A 21,226-nucleotide genomic window follows, 5' to 3' on the forward strand; every position below is an offset into this window, starting at 1 on the left:
TGAGGGCGCCGCGTCACCGCGGCGCCCTCACTCGTCTCGCGGCGACCGCATCCACGGCGAAGCCCAGGCCCAGCGCGAGAACGATGGACACGATCACCGCGACGACGGGGCCGCCCGGCACGATGGCGCCGACCGCCGCGCCGATCAGGCTCTGATAGACAGCCCAGCCCAGCGCCGCGAGTCCGCACGCGCCCAGGAACCTCGCCGGGCGCACGCGCGTGGCTCCCGCCGTGAGGGTGACGGCGACGCGCGCGAAGGGGATGAATCGGGCGGTGAACACGACCGTCGCGGCGCTGCGGTGCAGACGCCCTCGCGCCCAGGCGAACGCCGCCGCGACGCGGGGATGCCGCATCCAGCGCCAGCGTTCGATTCCGACCGTGCGTCCCAGCAGGTATCCGACGGCGTCGCCCGCGAACGCCGCGGCGGCCGCGACGGCGACGACGGCGACGATCGGGGGCTGGCCGGTCGACACCGCCAGCGCGCCCATGGCGGTCACCGCGACCTCGCCCGGGATCACCACCAGGAGGGCGTCGGCGAACACGAGCAGGGCCATGAGCGGCAGCGCCCACGGACTCGACGCGAGATCGGTCAGGAAGGGATCCGCCACGGGTGAAGCATCCCAGCGGTGGGTGAACGGCGACCCAACGGGGCACGTCCGGTGACGAGCCGTGGTGCATCGGGTGAACTCTCGACGATCCACCCCGGTTCATGCCGTGCGGGCGAAGCTCCGGGAGCACCCTGGTCTCGTGAGAGTCGCGCTGATCGCCGAGTCCTACCTTCCGCACATGAACGGGGTGACCGGCTCCGTCCTGCAGGTGCTCCGGCACCTCGCCGCCGACGGTCACGAGACGCTCGTGATCGCCCCTCGCTCGACCGAGTCCGTCGACGCGGTCGCAGCCTCCCGCACCGAGCTGCTCGCCTCGCTCCCGCTGCCGTCGTATCCGCAGGTGCGCGTCGTCTTCGCGCGCGTCGCACGCATCGCGGCCATCCTTCGCGAGTTCCGCCCCGACGTCGTCCACCTCGCATCTCCCTTCGTGCTGGGCTGGCAAGGCGTGAACGCCGCCGAGTCGCTGCACACCGCATCCGTCGCGATCTACCAGACCGATGTCGTCGCGTACGCCGAGCGCTATCGGATGCCGCAGGCCGCGGCTCTCGCGGCGGGCCACGTCGCACGGCTCCACCGCCGGGCGACCCTCACCCTCGCGCCCTCGACCCCGTCGGTGGCGCAGCTGGAGCGGATGGGGGTGGACCGCTTGCGGATGTGGGCGCGGGGCGTGGACGGCGAGCGGTTCCGACCGGAGCGCCGGAGCGAGCAGTTCCGCCGCCGCGTCGCACCGGGCGAGCGCATCATCGGCTACGTCGGGCGCCTCGCCCCGGAGAAGCAGGTGGAGGATCTCGCGGTGCTCGCGGGCGTCGAGGGTGCGCGGCTGGTGATCGTCGGAGACGGTCCGTCCCGGGCACAGCTCGAGAGGCAGCTTCCCGACGCGGTGTTCCTCGGGCACCTGGGGGGTAGCGAGCTCGCGGAGGCGATGGCGTCGTTCGACGTGTTCGTCCACCCCGGCGAGAGCGAGACCTTCGGCCAGACGATCCAGGAGGCGCACGCGAGCGGCGTCCCGGTCGTCGCCACAGGGACGGGCGGACCCGTGGACCTCGTACGTTCGAGCATCGACGGATGGCTCTATCGCCCCGGCGACCTCGCGGATCTCCGTGCTCGCGTCGGTGACCTCCTGGGTGACGACGCGAAGCGGCAGGCCTTCTCGGTCGCCGCGCGCGACGCCGTCGCCGAGCGCACCTGGGCATCGCTGTACGGTCAGCTCCTCGGGCACTACGACGAAGCACGGGAGCTGCGTCGGATCGACGATCGCCTCCTGGCCCGCGGCGAGACGCGTCCCGCCATTCCGGCGCTGCTTCCCGCGCCGCGCCGGTGGGCGAGGTTCGTCGCCCTCGGCGACTCGCTCACCGAGGGCCTGTGCGACACCTCCCGCGCCCCGCACGGGCAGTACCGCGGCTGGGCCGATCGCCTCGCGCCGCTGCTCGCGCAGCAGCACCGCGGCCGCGAGCCCTTCCGTTACGCCAATCTCGCGGTCCGCTCGCGTCGCGTGCGCGATCTCACGACGACGCAGATCCCGCGGGCGCTCGAGCTGCACCCCGACCTCGTCTCGATCCTGATGGGCGCGAACGACCTCGTCGGTCACGGCGCGGCCCCGCGCCAGCTCGCCGCCGAGCTGGAGCGGGGTGTCCTCGCGCTGCGGGCGGCGGGCTGCGATGTCCTCCTGGTCACGCCCTTCCTGCCGCACCGTCGGGCCGCGGGGCTGTTCGCGCGCCGCTTCGCCCAGTACGCCTCCGAGCTGCGCCGCATCGCCCGAGTCCACGGCTGCATGCTCCTCGACCTGGACGCGCTGCCCGAGATCGGCGCGCTGGAGATGTGGGCCGACGACAAGGTGCACCTTCGCTCGCGGGGCCATCGTTTCCTCGCCTACCGCGCCGCCGAGGTGTTGGGAATCCCGGATGCGGAGGCTCTGGGTGATCTGGACGCCGCACTGCACGACGACGAGCCCTCGGCAGGCAGCTGGTTGCGTCGTGATGCGCTGCCCTGGCTGTGGCGTCGGATGCGGGGGCGCACCGCCGGTGACGGACTGGACGCCAAGCACGCCGACTACGTCGAGATGCCCGGAGCCGGCCGCTCTCGCCGCGCCTCCTCGTCCGCTTGAGCGCCTGCGAGCGGGGCGCTCAGTACCAGCCGGTGGCCTGGGAGTGGCCCCACGCGCCGCAGGGGGAGCCGTAGCGGCCCGAGATGTACGACAGGCCCCAGTTGATCTGGGTGGCGGCGTTCGTTCGCCAATCGGCGCCGGCGCTGGCCATCTTGTCGCCCGGCAGCGACTGCGGGATCCCGTAGGCGCCGCTGGAGGGGTTGAGTGCGTCGGCGCGCCACCCGGACTCCCGGTTCCACAGCGACACGAGGCACTCGAACTGATCCTGTCCCCAGCCGTAGGCCCCGATCGCGCCGCGCGCATACTCTCTGGCGCCTGCGGGGTCGACGACGACGGCACCGCCGGACGGAGGGACGGGCACGGGGGGCGCCGGGGGAGCGGGAGTGCCGGGGGACGGGGATGTGGGTGCCGGATTCGCCGGTTGCGCCGCGACCTGACTCGCCAACCGGTACCGGCGCTCCAGGTCGGCCGTCGTTCCCTTGAGGGTCGCCAACTGCGCGTAGAGCGTGTCGGCCTGTGTGGTGAGCTCCGCCACCGCTGCCGCCTCCGCGTCCGCGGCGGACTGCGCGTCGGCGGCGGCACGCTCGGCCGCCGTGGCGGCGTCCTCGCGCGCGGTGCGTGCCGCGGCGGCCTGATCGTCGAGCGCGGCCAAGAGCTGCGCCGCGCCCTGCGCCTGCGCCGCTCGGCCGGCCCAGGCCGTTCCCATCGTCTCGAGAAGTCCGAGACGGTCGAGCAGATCGTCCGGATCGGCTGCGGTCAGCAGGCGGGCGACGAGGGGACCGTCGGACTGCAGGCGGTACATGGAGGAGGCGAGTGCGCCGGTGCGAGCCCGCTGCGCCTCGGCCTCCGTCCGCGCTGCGGTGACCTGGGCATCGAGTGCGGCGGATCGCTGCGCGGTGTCGTCCGCGCGTCGGCGGGCGTCCTCTGCGACGCGCGCCGCATCCAGCGCCGCGGTGGCGGAGGCTGCGCTGCGCTCCTGCGCGGCGTCGAGCTCGGCCTCGATGCGGGCGACGAGCGCGGCCGCGGCCGCCTGGTTGTCGCGCGCGTTCTGCACGTCGTTCCAGGAGGGGGTGTCGGCAGCCTGAGCGGGCGCGGCGGATCCGGCGAGCAGGACGACCATCGTGACGGCGACAGCGAGCGCGACAGGGCGCAGCGCCCGTCGGCGTGGCGTGCGCTCGACGATCATGCGGAACACGCTATTGCGTCACAGGCGTCACACCAACCCCACGAGTCACACCGACCAGCGGTACTCGCTCTCCGGGCGGCCCGGGCGACCGTGGCGCGCACGCCGTTCGGCGGCACCGATCTCCACGAGGTGCTCCAGGTAGCGGCGGGCCGAGACACGCGACAGGCCCAGCAGGCGCGCCGTCTCGACGGCCGAGAGAGCGTCGCCCTCGCGGAGTGCCCGGCCCACCGCATCCAGCGTGTCCGGCGAGATGCCCTTCGGCGTGACCGGGATGGGAGCCGTGCGACCCGCCCCCAGCAGCGCATCGATCTCGGCCTGCGTCGCGGGGCCGCGCGGAGTGCGCCGTTCGCGTGCCTGCGCGTACTGATCCAGCCGTTCCCGGAACACGCCGAAGGTGAAGGGCTTCACGAGGTACTGCACGACCCCGAGGCTCGCGGTCGCTCGCACGGTGTCGGCGTCACGCACGCTGGTCACCGCGATCACGTCGACCGTGCTCCCGGCGGCGCGGATGCGGCGCAGGACATCCAAGCCGCTCGCGTCGGGCATCGTCATGTCGAGCAGGACGAGGTCCACCTCCGGCCGGGGTGCAGGGCCGATGAGCGCGCGCAGCGCGGCCGTGGCTCCCGCGCACAGTCCACTCACCTCGAACCCGTCCAGTCGGCCGACGTACTGCCCGTGCAGCTCCAGGGTCAATGCGTCGTCGTCGACGACGAGGACCTGGATCATGCCCGCCCCTTCAACACGAGGACGAAGCGGCTCGGATGGGCGTCGTCGATGCGGATGCTGCCGCCCGACGCCGTCACGATGTCGCGCACGAGCGCCAGGCCCACACCGCGACCCTCGGCCCCGGCGGGTTTCGTGCTGAATCCCATCTCGAACACCCTCTCGCGCATCTCCACGGGCACACCGGCACCCGAGTCGGCCACCGTGAGGATCAGGTCCTGCCCGGAACGCGTCATCGTGAAATCGACGGTGCGCGGCGTGGGGCCGGTGGCCGCCGCATCCACGGCGTTGTCGAGCAGATTACCCACGACCGTGACGGCGTCGACGGCGGAGAGAACCGAGCGGGGCGCGTCGGGAGCGATCTGCGTGCGCAGGAGCACCCCGCGCTCGGCCGCTTGCGACACCTTTCCGAGCACCAGGGCGCCCACGGTGGCGTCCCCGTCGGCGCGCGCCGTGACCTGATCTACCAGCTCCTGCGAGGCCTGGGCGGAGTCGGTGAGCAGAGCGATCGCCTCCTCGCGCCGGTCCATCTCGAGCAGGGCGACGGCGGTGTGGATGCGGTTGCCGTGCTCGTGCGTCTGGGCCCGCAGCGCCTCGCCGAGGGTGCGCATCGACTCGGCGCTCGAGAGCGTGTCGCGGATCTCGGATGCGGCCAGGTCGCCCGTCACGCGTCGCGCCTGCCCGCGCGCCAGCACCGCACCCACCAGGCCCGCGGCCAGCACGATGAGCGCGACCGCCAGGGCGAACGGCAGCCGGGCGGCGATGCCGTCGCCGATGCTGCCCAACGTCACCCCCGCGGACACCCACCCCACGACCTCGTCGCCCTCGGTGACGGGGGCGATCGTGCGCACCGAGGGTCCGAGCGTCCCCGCGCGCTCCTCGGTGAGCGATTCGGGGGATGTGGGGATCGTGCCGATGTAGCGCTCGCCGATCCGGGCGGGATCGCGGTGGGTGAAGCGCACGCCGTCGGGCGACATGATCGTCACGAAGTCCAGGTCGCTGGCCGCCATGACCGACTCCGCGAACGGCTGGAGGACGGCGGAGGGGGCCGTGGAGGTGACGCCGCTTCGAACGAAGGGGTCCTCGGCGAGGGTGCGCGCGACGATCTGTGTCACGCGCTCCGCCTCCGCACGTTCCGCGCGCTGTGCGTCCAGCACGAGCACCGCGCTGAGCACTGCCGCCGCCGCGACGGCAGCGGCGGCGATCAGCAGGAACAGGCGCGTGGCCGCGCTCGTCGGGAACTTCGTCGGTCTCACCGCATCCTCCGTGATCAATACGACCACAACTCGACCCCGTTCGGCAGCGGGCGCGAAGGTACGAGCGTGGCCACGATGAGGCGGCCCGATCACGAAGGAGACGATGATGGCTCTGCGACTTCCCCGCACGACGACGGTGACCCTGCCGCGGCTGACAGGCCGCCCCGGTCGCAAGAGATGGGACAAGCACACCTGGCTGTACGTCTCGGTGATCATCGCCGTGGTCGCCGGAGCCGTCGTGGGGCTGGCCTTCCCCGAGTTCGCCGTGGGCCTGAAGCCGCTGGGAACGGCGTTCGTGTCGCTCATCACGATGATGATCGCCCCCATCATCTTCTGCACCATCGTGGTGGGCGTGGGTTCCATCGCCAAGGCGGCGACCGTGGGCAAGATCGGCGGGCTGGCCCTGGTCTACTTCCTCGGCATGTCGACCTTCGCGCTCGCGATCGGTCTCGTGGTGGGCAACATCATCCACCCGGGCGAGGGGCTGGACATGTCCGGCTCGACCTACCAGGCGACGGGCGAGGCGACCTCCACCGTCGACTTCCTGCTGCACATCGTGCCCGAATCCTTCTTCGCTGCGTTCACCGGCGGCAGCGTTCTGCAGGTGCTCTTCATCGCGCTCCTGGTCGGCTTCGCGCTGCAGGGGCTGGGGGAGAAGGGCAAGCCGATCATGACGGCGGTCACCCACCTGCAGACGCTCGTCTTCCGCATCCTGGGCATGATCCTCTGGCTCGCGCCCGTCGGCGCGTTCGGCGCCATCGCCGCCGTCGTCGGCTCGACCGGTGTCGCCGCGATCCTCGGGCTCGGGCTTCTGATGGTCGCGTTCTACATCACGTGCTTCGTGTTCATCGCCGGCGTGCTGGGCTCGCTGCTGTACGCGGTCGCACGGGTCAACATCTTCTCGCTCATGAAGTACCTGGGCCGCGAGTACCTGCTCATCGTCGGTACGTCGTCGTCGGAGTCCGCCCTTCCCCGCCTCATCGCGAAGATGGAGCACCTGGGTGTGTCGAAGCCGGTCGTGGGCATCACGGTGCCCACCGGGTACTCGTTCAACCTGGACGGCACGGCGATCTACCTCACGATGGCATCGCTGTTCATCGCGACCGGAATGGGTGCGCCGATGTCGATCCCCGAGCAGATCGGCCTGCTCGTGTTCATGATCATCGCCTCGAAGGGTGCCGCGGGCGTCACCGGTGCGGGACTCGCGACCCTCGCGGCAGGTCTGCAGACCTACCGACCCGACCTGGTCGGCGGTGTGGGCGTCATCGTCGGCATCGACCGTTTCATGTCGGAAGGCCGCGCGGTCACCAACTTCACCGGCAACGCGGTGGCGACCGTGCTGATCGGCACCTGGACCCGGCAGATCGACAAGGCGCGGGTGCGCGAGGTGCTCTCCGGGGCCCGCCCGTTCGACGAGTCCACCCTGACCGGCGGACACGGTGCGGATGCGGGGGAGAAGACGCCCGTCGCAGCGCAGGGGGATGCCGCCGCGAAGCCGATGGCGACCACGGCACGCTGATCGACGAAGAGGGGCCCCGGCACGCGATGCGTGCCGGGGCCCCTCTTGGTCGCGTGTCAGCCCTCGATGCCCTGCTCGAAGCCGTCGAAGCGCATCTCGCGCTCGAGCTGCGCCTGCAATTGCGCCTCCTCGCGCGGGTCCGGGGTCTCCGGAGTGCCGTCGAGCAGACCGTCCTCGACCAGCTGCTCCTCGCCGGAGGCTGCGGGCTCGGTGCCCGGTTCGGCGTCGCGGTCGGAGCCGGGGGTGGTGTCGTCGGTCATGACCTGTCCTCTCGTCGGTTCCGCTGTCGCGGGTGTGCGTTCCACGATAGGCGGCGCCGACCGGCGTGAGAACAGGTTGCCCTGGTAGGCTGAGGCGGATCGCTCTCTGCGATCGCCCAACTCCATACGAGTTCACGGAGCAGGCCGGCGGGAAGCTGGTCCCCTGTGGTGGGTTCCTCGTCGTGCGTCGCACGCCGGGTGGTCTTCTACTGGTGGCCAGCGCAGGCTCTCTGCAGTCATGCCGCGCGCCCATAACCGCAGCCCTGCTCCTTCGCATGTCCGCTCGTCGCCCACACGGGGTGGCGAGCCTAAACAAAGAAGGAGGGACCTCTTGGAAGGTCCGGAAATCACCGCCGCCGAAGCCGTTCTCGACAACGGCCGATTCGGCACCCGCACTGTCCGGTTCGAGACCGGGCGACTGGCGCAGCAGGCACAGGGTGCCGTTGCCGCCTACCTCGACGAGGAGACGATGCTCCTCTCGGCGACGAGCGCCGGGAAGCACCCTCGTGAGGGCTTCGACTTCTTCCCGCTGACCGTCGACGTCGAGGAGCGCTCGTACGCCGCCGGCAAGATCCCCGGTTCGTTCTTCCGTCGTGAAGGCCGCCCCTCGACCGAGGCGATCCTGGTCTGCCGTCTGATCGACCGCCCGCTGCGCCCGTCGTTCGTCGATGGCCTCCGCAACGAGGTCCAGATCGTCGTCACGGTGCTCTCGATCGCGCCGGGCGAGTTCTACGACGCGCTGGCCATCAACGCCGCATCCCTGTCGACGCAGATCTCCGGTCTGCCGTTCTCCGGTCCCATCGCCGGTGTGCGTCTCGCGCTCATCCCGGGCCACGGCGAGCACGCCGACCAGTGGATCGCGTTCCCGAAGGCCGAGCAGCTGCAGGAGGCCGTCTTCGACCTGATCGTCGCCGGTCGCGTCCTGGAGGACGGCGAAGTCGCGATCATGATGGTCGAGGCCGAGGCCACCGAGCACAGCTGGGACCTCATCAAGGCCGGCGCCACCAAGCCCAGCGAGGAGATCGTCGCGCAGGGTCTCGAGGCCGCCAAGCCCTTCATCAAGGAGCTCGTCGCGGCGCAGAACGTCGTGGCGAACACCGCGGCGAAGGAGATCCAGCCCTACCCGGTCTTCCCGCCCTACAGCCAGGAGACGTACGACTTCGTCGCCGAGCGCGCCTACGACAAGCTCGTCCCGATCTACCAGATCGCCGACAAGCAGGAGCGTCAGAACGCAGACGACGCGGTGAAGGATGCCGTCAAGGCGGAGCTCGTCGCCGCCGTCGAGGCCGAGCAGCTGCCCGCCGCGGCGACGCTCGAGTTCTCCGCCGCGTACAAGTCGGTCACCAAGAAGATCGTGCGCGGCCGCATCCTCTCCGAGGGTGTTCGCATCGACGGCCGTGGTCTCGCGGACATCCGTGCGCTCGACGCCGAGGTGCAGGTCATCCCGCGCGTGCACGGGTCGGCGATCTTCCAGCGCGGCGAGACCCAGATCCTGGGCGTCACCACGCTGAACATGCTCAAGATGGAGCAGCAGATCGACTCGCTGTCGCCCACGACGAGCAAGCGCTACATGCACCACTACAACTTCCCGCCCTACTCGACCGGTGAGACCGGTCGTGTGGGCAGCCCGAAGCGTCGCGAGATCGGTCACGGCTTCCTGGCCGAGCGCGCCCTCGTTCCCGTGCTGCCCAGCCGCGAGGAGTTCCCCTACGCGATCCGCCAGGTCTCCGAGGCTCTCGGCTCCAACGGCTCGACGTCCATGGGCTCCGTGTGCGCCTCGACCCTCTCGCTGCTCAATGCCGGTGTGCCGCTGCGCGCGCCGGTCGCGGGTATCGCCATGGGTCTCGTGTCCGACGAGGTCGACGGCCAGACGCGGTACGCCGCGCTGACCGACATCCTCGGTGCGGAAGACGCGCTGGGCGACATGGACTTCAAGGTCGCCGGTACCAGCGAGTTCGTCACGGCCATCCAGCTCGACACGAAGCTCGACGGCATCCCGTCGTCGGTCCTCGCCGCCGCGCTGACCCAGGCCAAGGACGCGCGTCTCACGATCCTGAACGTGCTGAACGCGGCGATCGACGCGCCCGACGAGATGGCGCCCACCGCGCCCCGCGTCATCAGCGTCCAGATCCCCGTCGACAAGATCGGTGAGCTGATCGGCCCGAAGGGCAAGACGATCAACGCGATCCAGGACGAGACCGGTGCGCAGATCTCCATCGAGGAGGACGGCACCGTCTACATCGGCGCGACCGACGGCCCCTCGGCCGAGGCCGCCCGCGCCCAGGTGAACGCGATCGCCAACCCGACCAACCCCGAGGTCGGCGAGCAGTTCCTCGGCACCGTCGTGAAGATCGCCACGTTCGGCGCCTTCATCTCGCTGCTGCCCGGCAAGGACGGCCTGCTGCACGTCAGCGAGGTCCGCAAGCTCGCCGGCGGCAAGCGCGTCGAGAACGTCGACGACGTGCTCAACGTGGGTCAGAAGCTGCTGGTCAAGATCACGAAGATCGACGACCGCGGCAAGCTGTCGCTCGAGCCGGTGCTCGAAGAGGCTGCCGACCAGGAGGGTCGCGACGCGGCCAACCCCGGTCCGGAGGCTCCCGCGGAGGGCTGATCCCGAACGCCGCTGAGGCCCCCGTCGCGATATCGCGGCGGGGGCCTCAGCCGTTCGCGGGGAGGCCGTGACAAAAGAGTTATGCAATGTTTATCGATCTGTCGCCGTGGCGGGATCCGGTGAGCGTGCGCTCACTTACTGTCTAAGTACGCGTCGAGACACGCGGGAGTTCCACGGATTCCGCGTTCCGCGACACGAGAATGCGGAAGGGGTGCGCGTGAGAATCTTCGGAATCGGCACGGCGACGCATCCGATCGCGCCGACGGGTGTGGCCGAGACGCATCCCTCGGCCCCCATCCCCGTACAGGGCCCCGGTGTCGGCGCCGGCATCCGCATCGATCTGGGCGAGAGCGGACAGCGCATCTTCCCCCTCATCCTGGGTGGCGCGGAGTTCGGTTGGAATGTCGACATCGACACCAGCCACACGATCCTCGACGCGTACGTCGAGCGCGGCGGCAACGCCGTGCACACCGCGGACAGCTTCGCGGGCGGGCGCAGCGAGCACATCATCGGCGAGTGGCTGCGCAAGCGCCGCGTGCGCGACGACCTCGTGCTCATGACCCGCGTCGGCGCGCATCCCGACCACCCGGGCCTCGGCCCCGTCAACCTCATCCGATCGGTCGAGGCCTCGCTGGTGCGGCTCGGCACCGACCGCATCGACGTGCTTTACATCGACGGCACGGCAGGAGTGGGTTCGCTCGAGAACACGCTCGCCACGCTGGAGTGGCTGATCGAGGCCGGCAAGGTGCGGGCGATCGGCGCGTACGGTCTCCGAGCGGAGCAACTGGTGGAGGCTCGCATCCTCTCGTCGGCGGGACTTCCGCGGTTCACGGTGCTCGACGTGCCCTACAACGTGTTGCGCCGCAAGGACTTCGATGGCGACCTGAGACTCGTCGCCGGGGCGCAGGGTGTCGCGGTGACGCCGTCGCATCCGCTGGAGCACGGGTTCCTCGCCGGCGCCCGGCGCACACGCGACAAGGCGGTCACCTCCGTTCGTGCGGCCCAGCTCGCAGGCAGCCTCACCAAGCGCGGCAGTCGCACGCTGAAGGCCATGGATGCAGTGGCGGCGGAGTTCGGTGTGCCGGTGTCAGCGGTCGCGGTGGCGTGGCTGCTCGCCCAGCGGATCGTCGCCGCCCCCATCGCGAACGCCTACGCGCCCGGCCACGTCGAAGAGGTGCTGCAGGGCGTGGGGCTTCGTCTCACCCGCGGTCAGCTGTCGGAGATCGCGCGCGCGTCGGAGTAGCGGGTTAGGGTGGATGAGACGCCGATGAGGCGTTCGACCTACTCGACGGAGCGACAGGCGTGACTCACTACATCTATCTCGTCCGCCACGGCGAGCATCAGGATGCGGAGCACGGCATCGACGACGGACCGTTGTCGCCGCGCGGCCGCCGCCAGGCTGAACTGCTGGCCGACCGACTCTCGGGCGTTCCGTTCGATGCCGTCTGGCACTCGCCGCTCGTGCGCGCAGCCGAGACGGCTCGCGCGGTCGCCGAGCGTATGCCGTCGATCACGCCGGAAGCCTCGTCACTGCTGTTCGATTGCGTTCCGACAGGGATGACGGAGGAGACCCCCGCGGTCTTCGAGCCGTTCTTCGGCGGTATCACGGAGGCCGCGGTGGATGCGGGGCGCGCGCAGATGGCCGACGCCCTGGCCGCCTTCCTCGTTCGCAAGCAGGGCGATGTGCACGAGCTGATCATCACGCACAACGCGGTGATCGGATGGTTCGTGCGCGAGGTGCTGGGCGCGCCGGACTGGCGCTGGATGACGCTCAATCAGGCCAACGCGGGACTCACGGTCATCGCGCAGCGCCACGGGCGGCCGTGGACGCTCGTCTCGCACAACGACCTCGCCCACCTGCCGTTCGAACTGCGCACGGGCCTCCCCGAAGTCCCACCCGTCTGAGGCCTGAGTCGACAGTCCCGGCCGGTCCGGGGGTTCGGCCGCTGGCGCGAAAAGGCAGCAGCCGTTGTGTTCGATCGGCGCGTCCGCGCTATCGGCGCGTAGGGCTCGTCGTTTCGCCTGTGGGTGGGCAAGCGCCGGTCTCGATGATGTCGGGGTCATCCTCGTAGGAAAGGGTCACGCGGACGCCGCAGAGGGACCAGTCGTTCAACGTCTTTTCGGACTCCCGCATGACGGCCACCCGCACGCTGCCGCCGCGCGCGAGGCTTGCGGCGGTCTTGACCTCGATGTCGCACCAGTACTCTGCATCTGGCGTAGCAGTGCTGACAGCCGAAGGGCTGCCGCCGGCGTTTTCTCGCACAGCATCGACGAGATCTGTCGCGACCCTCTCGCACGCGCTCTCGCTGCTCTCTACGCCGCAGCCGACGAGGAGGGCAGCGAGGCCGGCGCAGGTCGCCAGCAATGCCACGATCCGGGTACGCACAGAACCGACCCTATCCAGGCGTCTCGTTGCGACAATGTCGCCCACGGGCGGGTTCCTCGGGTCGCCAGGCGTCGACACGGCCCACGGTCGCTCGCCATCCCCAGACCTGAACACGTGAACCGATCCCTGTGTCTCGGAAGTTGTTGGGCAGGGACGTGGCCGTGACCGGCACATTGGTGGTGACCTGAAACCCGCCGTGGCGGAAGAGGTCGGTGCCCACCAGTGCCTGCTCCACGACGGCCATGCCCGCAACGTCCGGGGCCGTCGGCGTGTGGGCGCCGCGCCACGGCAGCACGCCCGCGACGAACGACACGCGGCTCGTCACGCCCGACCGGCGCAGGTCCACCACGTGCAGCGCGCCCCAGAGGCCGTCTGCCCGCGGGATCGCGATGACGTCGCCGATCTCGAGGGACACGGTCGTCTTCGGAATGAACGGGAACTCCGCGGGGCGCGCCACGTCACAGCGCTTTGCCGTACCAGCGCGTGGCGTTCTGGTTGTCGTTGTAGGGCTCGATCGCGGTGAAGCCGCTGCGTGTGTAGAGCGAGCCGGCGGCCTCGAGCGAGTGGTGCGTGTCGAGCACGAGCTCTGCGGCTCCGAACGCCCGGGCGCGCTCCTCGAGCTCGGTCACGAGCAGCCGGCCGCCGCCGCTGCCGCGGGCCTCGGGACGGACGAAGAGGTGCTTGAGCTCGTAGCGCACGCCCGTGGGCCCGTCGGGGATGCGACGGATGCCGCCGCATCCGATCGCCTCGCCGGTGTCGTCGAAGAGGACGAGGAACACGCCGTTCGGCTCTTCGAAGGCCGCAGGGTCGGGGAAGACCGTGCGGTATCCGCCGCCGGGGAACCCTTCCGCGCGTCGGGCGAAGTACAGGGTGAGCAGCTCGTGACTGACGGGGTCGTCTGCGGGAAGGGCGCGCAGGGTGGGCATACCGCGAGCGTAGCCGGGGTGCGCCTAGGGTGGAGATATGACGACGCGTGTGGCCATCGTGGGAGCAACCGGCAAGCTGGGAAGCATCATCCGCGGCGTGGTCGAGGGTGAAGAGGGCTTCGAGCTCGTCGCCGCCCTGTCGTCGCGCGACGACATCCAGACCATCGACGATGCCGACCTGGTGGTCGACGCCTCGATCCCCGCCATCTCCATCGATGTCGTCCGCGCCGCCATCGAACGCGGCAAGAACGTGCTCGTGGGCACGAGCGGGTGGTCTGCCGAGCGCATCGCGCTCGTGCGTCCGCTGGCTGATGCGGCGGACGTCGGCGTCGTGTTCATCCCGAACTTCTCCCTCGGCTCCGTCATGGGCTCGGCTCTTTCGGCCGCCGCGGCTCCCTTCTTCGACTCCATCGAGATCGTCGAAGCCCACCGCGAGACCAAGATCGACTCCCCCAGCGGCACCGCGGTGCGCACGGCCGAGATGATCGCCGCCGCTCGCCAGGGAACCGGTCCGGTCGAGGCCCCGCACGTCGACCAGCGCGCGCGTGGACAGCAGGTCGCCAGCGTCCCGATCCACTCCCTGCGTCGCCCCGGCGTGGTCGCGCGTCAGGAAGTCATCCTCTCGGGCCCAGGGGAGTCGCTCTCGATCGTCCACGACACGGTCGAGCCGGCCTTGGCGTACGCCCCCGGCATCCGCATCGCGCTCGCCGCGGCCCGCGACGCCCGAGGGGTGCACGTGGGACTCGACAGCTTTCTCGACATCGGCATCCGCCTGCCCGGAGCGCGTAGCACGGGGGCCGGGGTGACCGACGGCGCCGCATCCGGCCAGATCGCTGCGATGACCCCGTGAGCGCACGCATCGGCGTCGCCGTCATGGTGGCGGCGTTCGCGCTCTACGCCGTGTTCGTCGGCCAGCGCGCCTGGCTGCTCCTGACCAGCGGGATGCCGCTGGGGGTCGCGGCAGGCGTCGCCCTGTTTGTCCTGCCGGTCATCGCGGTGTGGGCCGTCGGAAGAGAACTGTGGTTCGGCGTGCGTGCGCAGGCGCTCGGCCGCCGACTGGAGGCCGAGGACGCACTGCCCACGGAGTCGCTGGAGACCCGGCCGAGCGGACGCGTCCTGCGCGACGAGGCGGATGCGGTGTTCCCCGCCTACCGGCAGGAGGTCGAGGAGGCGCCCGACGACTGGCGGGCCTGGTATCGCCTCGGACTCGCCTACGACGGATCGGGCGACCGGCGGCGCGCTCGCGCCGCGGTGCGCACCGCGATCCGGTTGGAGCGGCGCGACCGCGGCTGAGCGTCAGGCGGCGGGAACCGCCGCGGCGACCGCATCCTCCACCGTGGGATGCGTGAAGCGGTAGCCGGTGGAGGTCAGCACCGCCGGCACGAGGTCGACGTCGTTGGTCAGCAGCGCCTCGGTCGCGTCCGCTCCGAGTGCCGCGCGCACCGCCCACTCCGGGGCGCGAAGTGCATAAGGTCTGTTCATGCGTCGCGCGAGCGCGAAGCCGAGGTCGTTGGCGGTCGCACGAGTCGGTCCCGTCAGATTGACCGGGCCCGTGATCTGCTCGGCGAGGACGTGGCGGATGGCCCCCACCTCGTCGTCGAGCGAGATCCACGGCCAGGCCTGGGTGCCGCGACCGATCGGGCCGGACAGGCCGAGTTTGGTGAGCAGCAGGAGCGGTTTGAGCACCCCCTGCTCGTGCACCACCGGGGCCGTGCGCAACAGCGTCACGCGTGCATCGTCGCCCGCCTCGCGCGCGGCCTGCTCCCAGTCGACGGTGAGCCTCGACAGGAAGCCGTCGCCCGGACCGGAGGTCTCGTCCTGGCGCACGCCCGGAGCCGATCCGTAGTAGCCCACCGCGGAGGCGGAGACGAACGCGGGGGCATCCGCCCCCAGCGTGCGCAGCGCCCGGGTGAGCGTCCGGGTCGGGGTGAGGCGGGACCACAGCAGCGTGCTCTTGTACGAGCGCGTCCAGGGGAAGCGTCCGACACTCGCGCCGCTCAGGGAGACGACGGCGTCCGCCCCCGCGAGGACGGCCGGATCGAGCGGTCCTGCGTCCTGCAGCCACGGCACCTCGTCCTCGCTCTGCGCCGGACGGCGCACGAGTGTGGTCACCCGCACTCCGTCCGTGCGCAGCGACGTCACGAGAGCGCTGCCGATGAGCCCGGAAGCGCCGCTGACGACGACGTGGCGGGGCTCAGGCAAGCGTCGCCTCGAGCGTGATCTCGATGCCCGCGAGCGCCTGCGAGACCGGGCATCCCGTCTTCGCCTCGGCGGCGATACGGGCGAAGTCCTCGGACGATAGGCCCGGGACGCTCGCGTTGACGTTCAGGTGGCTGCCGCTGATGCCGGTGCCCGGAACGAACGTGACGGATGCGGTCGTCTCGATGCTCTCGGGAGGGGTGCCGTTCTCGGTGAGGGCGTGCGAGAGCGCCATGCTGAAGCAGGACGAGTGCGCCGCGGCCAGCAGTTCCTCGGGCGTCGTCACCGAGGTGGAGCCCTCGCTGCGAGCCTTCCAGTTGACGGCAAGGGGACCCTGGTTGGAGGACTCGAGGGCGACCTCGCCCGATCCCTCTGCGAGGCTTCCCTTCCAGCTGGTGCTGGCTTCGCTGGTGACACTCATGGTCGTCTCCCTCCGGCCGCGTTTCGGCCCTCGGGGCACAGCGTAACCGCCACGCCTTTGCGAAGGCGCCGGTCTTGACAGCGACGTGTGCTCAGACCGGGCTGGCGGTGCGGATGATGCCCGCGCGAGCGAGCAGCAGGTAGAGCTGGCAGCCGAGGCAGAGTCCGAAAACGGCGTTCAAGAACGCGGCGACGAACGCGGCCGCCGCAGCGATCGGGAGCGCCCACGCGACGCCGGCGAGGTACAGCACCAAGCCGATGACGGTGACGAACAGGCCCACACCCTGAGCGAAACGCGGCGGACGCGGGTCCTCGAACTCGGTCGCCGGTCGGAGCCGCGGCTGCACGAGCTTCCGGTAGAGGACGCCCCACGGTGCGGTGCGCGGCGACACTACGCCCCACAGGAAGAGTGCCGCGATCACGGCCAGCAGGATGAAGCCCGGGTCGGCCGCCCGGTAGGCCAGCACCGCTCCGAGGGGCGCCGAAGTGAGCGTTCCTTCGGCCAGGGGCTGGTAGGCGAACCATCCGTACGTTCCCGCGGAGGGATCGACCCCACGTCCCGTGAGGCCGAGGAGTACCGCGATCAGGAGGAGCACGGTGGTGATGGAGGCGGCGAAGCGGGGTCCCCGCACATCGATCCGGGCGGGCGAACGATCAGACACGGGTCGACTCCTCGGTCACGCGGGCCAGTTCCAGCTCCACCACGTCGCGGCGGGGTGTTCCGCCGAACCGCGTGCGCACGGTGCCCCGGTGGTCGAGGATCAGCGTCGTCGGCGTCTGCAGGACGCGGAAATGCTGCGCGATGTCGGTGCGGTGCGTGAGATCGACGTCGAGGTGCACGACACCGGGTCGCTCGGCGGCGATGTCGGAGAGTGTGCGGTGCACGCCCGGGCAGCGCGCGCAGAACTCGGTGCTGAACTGCAGCAGCGTCGCGACCTCGCCGAGGGCGGGGGCGCCGAGACGCGCCGGATCCACCACCTCGTCGGGATCGACCCGTCGCGGCCGATTCTGCCGCCAGCGCAGGGCGAGACCGAGGCCGACAGTCGCTGCGAGGAGCGCGGCCAGTACGGCGACGGCGATGAGGGGGTCCACGACATCCCAGGCTAGACCTGCGTGCATGCGTGGGCATCGATTCCGCCGAAGATGACGCACGTACGTAACACAGCGCCGGGATACGCTGAGGGGGTGAGTGACGCGTCCAGTGCCGAGATCCAGTTCCGCAGCGACGTGACGGTCGAGCTCGTCCGTTCCAGTGCCTCCGACTCCGACGTGCTCTTCGCCGCGCGTGTGTCGACGCAGGGGGAGCAGACGCTCGAGTCCGCCGCATCCGGTGACCAGGCGACCGCGCGCGATCGAGGACTCATCAACTACCTCATGCGCGACCGTCACGGCTCGCCGTTCGAGCACAACTCGATGACGTTCTACGTGCAGGCGCCGATCTTCGTCTTCCGCGAGTTCATGCGCCACCGGATGGCCTCGTACAACGAGGAGTCCGGCCGTTACCGCGAGCTGCGTCCCGTGTTCTATGTGCCGGCCCGTGAGCGCAACCTCATCCAGGTGGGCAAGCCCGGCGCGTACGAGTTCCTGGCCGGCACCGACGAGCAGTTCGAGCTGGTCGACGAGGCCACCCGCGCCGCCAGCATCCAGGCCTTCGAGGCCTACCAGCGGATGCTGGATGCCGGTGTCGCCCGCGAGGTCGCGCGGATCGTGCTGCCTCTGAACATCTACTCCTCGATGTACGTGACCATGAACGCCCGCGCGCTCATGAACTTCCTCTCGCTGCGCACCAAAGTCGAGGGCACCCACTTCCCGTCGTTCCCGCAGCGCGAGATCGAGATGTGCGCCGAGAAGATGGAGGCGTTCTGGACCGAGCTCATGCCGCTCACCCACTCCGCCTTCAATGCGAACGGCCGCGTCGCGCCGTGATCACTCCTCGTCGATCGTGACGAGGTAGCCCACGAGGCTGCGGCGGATGTCGCCGTCGTCGGGATCCTCTTCGCGCGCCGCACGCTCGGTGTCGTCGCCCTCGTCCTCGACGGCGCGGCTGACACCTCCCAGCGGCTCCGCCCGCGCGGTGCCGACGAGCTGCTCCGATGTCAGCACATACGGAGTCGGTCGCACCTCGATCGCCCATTCCGCGCCCGGGGCCGACAGGCGCGTGATCTGCGGCGCCGGTGGCTGCCGGGGTACGCGCCGCATCCGATGTGCAACGGTGAGTGCCGCCACCGAGCGCACGACGCCCCCGATGTGGAGCTCGGGTTCCCTCTCGTGGTGGGTCTCGACGAACTCGGGGTCGGCCGCGGGCGCGCACAGCTCGCGCACCCCTTCCGCCACATCCACGACTCCGAACTCGACGCGGTCGCCCACGGCGAAGGGCTCGCCGCAGCACGCCCATTCCCACTCCCAGAGCAGTACGTCCACCATGGACTCACGATAGGTGTCGGCGCGTAGGCTTTGCGCATGGCGAAGACGGCTCTCATCACCGGTGCCAGTTCCGGACTCGGCGCCGAGTACGCCATGCAGCTCGCCGCGCGCGGTGCCGACGTCGTGCTGGTCGGGCGCGACGCCGAGGCGCTCGAGTCGGTCGCCCGCGCGGTGCGTGCCGCATCCGGTGTCGCGGCGGAGGTCCTCGTCGCGGACCTGCTGGATGCGGGGGAGCGGCAGACGGTCGTCGAGCGGTTGACGGATCCGGAGCGGCCTGTGGAGATCCTCGTCAACAACGCGGGGTTCGGTCTTCCGCTCGACTTCGAGCGCAACGACATCGAGGCAGAGGTGCGGCATCTCGCCGTGCACGTCGAGGTGCCGATGCGGCTCATGCACGCGGCGCTCGGTCCGATGCTCGCGCGCGGCAGCGGCCGCATCCTGAACGTCGCTTCCATCGCCGCGTTCATCCCGCGCTCGACCTACGGAGCATCGAAGCTGTGGCTCGTGTCGTTCAGCCGCTGGGCCGATGCGTCCTATGCGCCGCGCGGCGTCACGGTCACGGCGGTGTGCCCGGGCTACACGCACACGAACTTCCACGAGCGGCTCGGTCTCGCGCCGGGTCAGGAGGGCATCGCCGGCTGGATGTGGCTGAACCCCGCTGACGTGGTCACCCCGTCGCTGCGCGATGCGGCACGCGGCAAGGCCGTCTCGGTGCCGACTCTTCGCTACCGCGCGCTCGCCGCACTGGCGAGCATCGCGCCCGACGGGCTCGCGTCGAGACTCGGTCGGCGAGGCCGCTGAGTCAGGCGAAACGCCCGAGCCGGATGCCGGCGTACGCGAGCGCCGCGACGGTCTCGCCATCGCTGATGCGGCCGTCCCCGACCATCGTGAGCGCCTCGGCGAACGGCACCCGGACGACCTCGTCGATGCCTTCTTCCGTCTGGGCGAGCGCGCTGTCCGGTGCGGGGGAGAGGCCGCGCGCGAGGAACACGTGCTCTGGCGCGACGGCGATCCCGTTCAGCGCATTCATGCTGCCGAGGTGTTCCCACTCCGCCGCCACCAGGCCCGTCTCCTCGGCCAACTCGCGCTGAGCGGCGAGCAGCGGCTCCTCCCCGTCGCTTCCGCCCGCCGGCACCTCCCACGAGGGGCCGGTGGTATAGCGCTGCACGGACACGAGACACACGTTGTCCTCGTCGTCCAGCGCCACGATGAACACCGCCGGATGCTGCATCTCGACGACACCGTAGATCCCCTCGCCGTCGGGGCCGGTGACGTCGTCCTCCCGCACCCGGATCCAGCGGTTCTCGTAGACGACGCGGCTTGCGGACGTGTGCCAGACCATGCCGCCACCTTACGGCGGTGCGCACGGCGAAGCCGCGCCCCGGCGACGTCTGCACGACGCATCGGCGACCCAGAGGCGCATGCGCCCCGTGGGGCGACATCCGCGCCACGGACCGTGCAGCCGTCGCACGGTCGACGCGGAGGGGCGGGCGCCGGATGCGGTGGGGCCGCAGCGGCCGGAACCGATAGCCTGGGAGCATGACGCACACGGGCAACCCCTTCGGACAGGTGCTCGTCGCGCTGGTCACCCCCATGACCGCCGACGGCGAGGTCGATTGGCCCGCTGTCGAGAAGCACATCGACGACGTCATCACCGCGGGCGCCGACGGCATCGTGGTCACCGGTACGACGGGGGAGACCTCGACGCTGACCGACCCGGAGAAGCTCCGCCTCGTCGAGGTCGGGAAGAGCGTCGCGTCCGGCCGGGCGAAGATCATCACCGGCGGCGGCTCGAACGAGACGGCGCACGCGATCGAGCTGTACCGGGCGAGCGAGAAGGCCGGCGCGGACGGCATCATGATCGTCACGCCGTACTACAACAAGCCGACCCAGGCCGGCATCCTCACGCACTTCCGCCTCGTGGCAGACGCGACGGATCTGCCCGTCATCCTCTACGACATCCCGGGTCGCACCGGGGTGCCGATCAAGTACGAGACGATCCTGCGCCTCGCCAAGCATCCCAACATCCTGGCGATCAAGGATGCGAAGGGTGACTTCAGCGAAGTGAGCCGCGTGCTCAACCAGACCGATCTCATGTACTTCTCGGGCGATGACGCGAACGTGCTGCCGCACCTCGCGATCGGAGCGTCGGGACTCATCGGCGTCACCGCCAACATCGCGGCCACTCCTTACCGCGCGATCGTGGATGCGGTGAACCGCGGCGATCTCGCCACGGCGACCGCCGAGCACAAGCGGCTCGAGCCGCTCGTACGCGCGGTCATGACGCACGTGCCGGGCACGGTGAGCGCGAAGTACATCCTGCACGGCCTCGGCCGCATCTCCAGCCCCCGCGTCCGTCTGCCCCTCGTGGGGCCGGAGGAGTGGGAGGCCGCCATCATCGAGGACGAGCTCGCCCTGGTGCGCGACGTCCCCGGTGCCGATTTCTCCAACTTCCGTCCCGATCGCAACGCCGCCGCCGGCGGCGCCCTGCCCAAGGTGCACGGAACCACACGCTGACAACCGCTCGCCAGGAGGCGAGCCCCATAGCCCGCTCTCTCCCATGAGCGGGAAGAACACGGATGTGGCGCAGGCCGCGTCCGGAGAG

Annotated in this window: 24 protein-coding genes; 10 read left to right on the top strand and 14 right to left on the bottom strand. The window is 70.6% G+C overall.

Annotation, left to right across the window (positions count from 1 at the left end; genetic code table 11):
- Positions 1-13: 13 nt before the first annotated feature.
- On the bottom strand, positions 14-607 hold the full coding sequence (locus EHF32_RS01890) for a DedA family protein (RefSeq protein ID WP_238343765.1): 594 nt from the start codon (positions 605-607) through the stop codon (positions 14-16).
- 139 nt (positions 608-746) lie between these two features.
- Between EHF32_RS01890 and EHF32_RS01895 the strand changes: the two genes are divergently transcribed.
- Positions 747-2,711, top strand: a complete 1,965-nt coding sequence (locus EHF32_RS01895; RefSeq protein WP_137416549.1) for a GDSL-type esterase/lipase family protein — start codon at positions 747-749, stop codon at positions 2,709-2,711.
- Between the two features lie 19 nt (positions 2,712-2,730).
- Here the strand turns inward: EHF32_RS01895 and EHF32_RS15865 are convergent, their stop codons facing one another.
- The 3 genes from EHF32_RS15865 to EHF32_RS01910 are packed head-to-tail and all read right to left on the bottom strand — an operon-like array spanning position 2,731 to position 5,876.
- On the bottom strand, positions 2,731-3,897 hold the full coding sequence (locus EHF32_RS15865; RefSeq protein ID WP_192900676.1) for a hypothetical protein: 1,167 nt from the start codon (positions 3,895-3,897) through the stop codon (positions 2,731-2,733).
- Between the two features lie 45 nt (positions 3,898-3,942).
- Positions 3,943-4,623, bottom strand: coding sequence for a response regulator (locus tag EHF32_RS01905; protein ID WP_137416550.1), 681 nt, complete (start codon positions 4,621-4,623; stop codon positions 3,943-3,945).
- Positions 4,620-5,876 (bottom strand): sensor histidine kinase, encoded by a 1,257-nt coding sequence (locus tag EHF32_RS01910; RefSeq protein ID WP_238343766.1) that lies wholly within the window; start codon positions 5,874-5,876, stop codon positions 4,620-4,622. The genes EHF32_RS01905 and EHF32_RS01910 overlap by 4 nt, the downstream gene beginning before the upstream one ends.
- 106 nt (positions 5,877-5,982) lie before the next feature.
- Here EHF32_RS01910 and EHF32_RS01915 point away from each other — a divergent pair, with 106 nt between their 5' ends.
- A complete protein-coding gene (locus EHF32_RS01915; protein WP_137416552.1) occupies positions 5,983-7,395 on the top strand; it encodes a cation:dicarboxylate symporter family transporter in 1,413 nt (470 codons plus the stop codon).
- 56 nt (positions 7,396-7,451) lie between these two features.
- On the opposite strand, the gene EHF32_RS01920 is transcribed toward EHF32_RS01915, so the two are convergent.
- Complete coding sequence (locus EHF32_RS01920; protein ID WP_137416553.1) at positions 7,452-7,655, bottom strand: hypothetical protein; 204 nt, start codon at positions 7,653-7,655, stop codon at positions 7,452-7,454.
- 331 nt (positions 7,656-7,986) lie between these two features.
- Here EHF32_RS01920 and EHF32_RS01925 point away from each other — a divergent pair, with 331 nt between their 5' ends.
- The 3 genes from EHF32_RS01925 (at position 7,987) to EHF32_RS01935 (ending at position 12,171) form a co-directional block, all read left to right on the top strand.
- Positions 7,987-10,266, top strand: a complete 2,280-nt coding sequence (locus EHF32_RS01925; protein WP_137416554.1) for a polyribonucleotide nucleotidyltransferase — start codon at positions 7,987-7,989, stop codon at positions 10,264-10,266.
- 217 nt (positions 10,267-10,483) lie between these two features.
- The gene (locus EHF32_RS01930; RefSeq protein WP_137416555.1) at positions 10,484-11,509 is read left to right on the top strand and encodes an aldo/keto reductase; all 1,026 of its coding nucleotides are present in this window, start codon (positions 10,484-10,486) and stop codon (positions 11,507-11,509) included.
- A gap of 59 nt (positions 11,510-11,568) precedes the next feature.
- Complete coding sequence (locus EHF32_RS01935) at positions 11,569-12,171, top strand: histidine phosphatase family protein (RefSeq protein ID WP_137416556.1); 603 nt, start codon at positions 11,569-11,571, stop codon at positions 12,169-12,171.
- 88 nt (positions 12,172-12,259) lie between these two features.
- Here EHF32_RS01935 and EHF32_RS01940 read toward each other — a convergent pair whose 3' ends face one another.
- The 3 genes from EHF32_RS01940 to EHF32_RS01950 are packed head-to-tail and all read right to left on the bottom strand — an operon-like array spanning position 12,260 to position 13,578.
- Positions 12,260-12,652, bottom strand: a complete 393-nt coding sequence (locus EHF32_RS01940) for a hypothetical protein (RefSeq protein WP_137416557.1) — start codon at positions 12,650-12,652, stop codon at positions 12,260-12,262.
- Between the two features lie 10 nt (positions 12,653-12,662).
- Positions 12,663-13,109, bottom strand: coding sequence for a hypothetical protein (locus EHF32_RS01945; protein WP_137416558.1), 447 nt, complete (start codon positions 13,107-13,109; stop codon positions 12,663-12,665).
- A 1-nt stretch (position 13,110) separates the two neighbouring features.
- Positions 13,111-13,578, bottom strand: a complete 468-nt coding sequence (locus EHF32_RS01950) for a GNAT family N-acetyltransferase (protein WP_137416559.1) — start codon at positions 13,576-13,578, stop codon at positions 13,111-13,113.
- A 37-nt stretch (positions 13,579-13,615) separates the two neighbouring features.
- Here EHF32_RS01950 and dapB point away from each other — a divergent pair, with 37 nt between their 5' ends.
- Together dapB and EHF32_RS01960 are read left to right on the top strand one after the other, a co-directional pair.
- Positions 13,616-14,428, top strand: a complete 813-nt coding sequence (dapB, locus tag EHF32_RS01955; RefSeq protein WP_137416560.1) for a 4-hydroxy-tetrahydrodipicolinate reductase — start codon at positions 13,616-13,618, stop codon at positions 14,426-14,428.
- Positions 14,425-14,871, top strand: coding sequence for a hypothetical protein (locus EHF32_RS01960; protein ID WP_137416561.1), 447 nt, complete (start codon positions 14,425-14,427; stop codon positions 14,869-14,871). Before dapB ends, EHF32_RS01960 begins: the two co-directional genes overlap by 4 nt.
- Positions 14,872-14,874: 3 nt before the next feature.
- Here EHF32_RS01960 and EHF32_RS01965 read toward each other — a convergent pair whose 3' ends face one another.
- From EHF32_RS01965 to EHF32_RS01980, 4 genes are all read right to left on the bottom strand, one after another.
- Positions 14,875-15,780 (bottom strand): TIGR01777 family oxidoreductase, encoded by a 906-nt coding sequence (locus EHF32_RS01965; protein WP_137416562.1) that lies wholly within the window; start codon positions 15,778-15,780, stop codon positions 14,875-14,877.
- On the bottom strand, positions 15,773-16,198 hold the full coding sequence (locus EHF32_RS01970) for an OsmC family peroxiredoxin (RefSeq protein WP_137416563.1): 426 nt from the start codon (positions 16,196-16,198) through the stop codon (positions 15,773-15,775). Before EHF32_RS01970 ends, EHF32_RS01965 begins: the two co-directional genes overlap by 8 nt.
- A gap of 91 nt (positions 16,199-16,289) precedes the next feature.
- Positions 16,290-16,859, bottom strand: a complete 570-nt coding sequence (locus tag EHF32_RS01975) for a DUF4395 domain-containing protein (RefSeq protein WP_137416564.1) — start codon at positions 16,857-16,859, stop codon at positions 16,290-16,292.
- Positions 16,852-17,289, bottom strand: a complete 438-nt coding sequence (locus EHF32_RS01980) for a TlpA family protein disulfide reductase (RefSeq protein ID WP_137416565.1) — start codon at positions 17,287-17,289, stop codon at positions 16,852-16,854. Before EHF32_RS01980 ends, EHF32_RS01975 begins: the two co-directional genes overlap by 8 nt.
- Before the next feature lie 93 nt (positions 17,290-17,382).
- On the opposite strand from EHF32_RS01980, the gene thyX reads away from it, so the two are divergent.
- Complete coding sequence (gene thyX, locus EHF32_RS01985) at positions 17,383-18,123, top strand: FAD-dependent thymidylate synthase (protein WP_137416566.1); 741 nt, start codon at positions 17,383-17,385, stop codon at positions 18,121-18,123.
- Here the strand turns inward: thyX and EHF32_RS01990 are convergent, their stop codons facing one another.
- On the bottom strand, positions 18,124-18,621 hold the full coding sequence (locus EHF32_RS01990) for a DUF6578 domain-containing protein (RefSeq protein ID WP_137416567.1): 498 nt from the start codon (positions 18,619-18,621) through the stop codon (positions 18,124-18,126).
- A 36-nt stretch (positions 18,622-18,657) separates the two neighbouring features.
- Between EHF32_RS01990 and EHF32_RS01995 the strand changes: the two genes are divergently transcribed.
- Positions 18,658-19,422: an SDR family NAD(P)-dependent oxidoreductase gene (locus tag EHF32_RS01995; protein WP_137416568.1), complete on the top strand. Its 765-nt coding sequence runs from the start codon at positions 18,658-18,660 to the stop codon at positions 19,420-19,422.
- 1 nt (position 19,423) lies between these two features.
- On the opposite strand, the gene EHF32_RS02000 is transcribed toward EHF32_RS01995, so the two are convergent.
- On the bottom strand, positions 19,424-19,963 hold the full coding sequence (locus EHF32_RS02000; protein WP_137416569.1) for an NUDIX domain-containing protein: 540 nt from the start codon (positions 19,961-19,963) through the stop codon (positions 19,424-19,426).
- Positions 19,964-20,160: 197 nt separating this feature from the next.
- On the opposite strand from EHF32_RS02000, the gene dapA reads away from it, so the two are divergent.
- Positions 20,161-21,138 carry a 4-hydroxy-tetrahydrodipicolinate synthase gene (gene dapA / locus EHF32_RS02005; protein WP_137416570.1) on the top strand — a complete coding sequence of 326 codons (978 nt, stop codon included), beginning with the start codon at positions 20,161-20,163 and terminating at the stop codon, positions 21,136-21,138.
- Positions 21,139-21,226: the final 88 nt, after the last annotated feature.

Origin of the sequence: Microbacterium sp. RG1, from assembly GCF_005347485.1 — a bacterium.
GTDB classification, from domain to species: domain Bacteria; phylum Actinomycetota; class Actinomycetes; order Actinomycetales; family Microbacteriaceae; genus Microbacterium; species Microbacterium binotii_A.

Bases quoted from the DNA above. Each gene is read 5' to 3' on its own strand.
- EHF32_RS15865 (WP_192900676.1), bottom strand. From the start codon at position 3,897: ATGATCGTCGAGCGCACGCCACGCCGACGGGCGCTGCGCCCTGTCGCG.
- dapA (WP_137416570.1), top strand. From the start codon at position 20,161: ATGACGCACACGGGCAACCCCTTCGGACAGGTGCTCGTCGCGCTGGTC.
- EHF32_RS01970 (WP_137416563.1), bottom strand. From the start codon at position 16,198: ATGAGTGTCACCAGCGAAGCCAGCACCAGCTGGAAGGGAAGCCTCGCA.
- EHF32_RS02000 (WP_137416569.1), bottom strand. From the start codon at position 19,963: ATGGTCTGGCACACGTCCGCAAGCCGCGTCGTCTACGAGAACCGCTGG.
- EHF32_RS01920 (WP_137416553.1), bottom strand. From the start codon at position 7,655: ATGACCGACGACACCACCCCCGGCTCCGACCGCGACGCCGAACCGGGC.
- EHF32_RS01915 (WP_137416552.1), top strand. From the start codon at position 5,983: ATGGCTCTGCGACTTCCCCGCACGACGACGGTGACCCTGCCGCGGCTG.
- EHF32_RS01995 (WP_137416568.1), top strand. From the start codon at position 18,658: ATGGCGAAGACGGCTCTCATCACCGGTGCCAGTTCCGGACTCGGCGCC.
- EHF32_RS01950 (WP_137416559.1), bottom strand. From the start codon at position 13,578: ATGCCCACCCTGCGCGCCCTTCCCGCAGACGACCCCGTCAGTCACGAG.
- EHF32_RS01905 (WP_137416550.1), bottom strand. From the start codon at position 4,623: ATGATCCAGGTCCTCGTCGTCGACGACGACGCATTGACCCTGGAGCTG.
- EHF32_RS01990 (WP_137416567.1), bottom strand. From the start codon at position 18,621: ATGGTGGACGTACTGCTCTGGGAGTGGGAATGGGCGTGCTGCGGCGAG.
- dapB (WP_137416560.1), top strand. From the start codon at position 13,616: ATGACGACGCGTGTGGCCATCGTGGGAGCAACCGGCAAGCTGGGAAGC.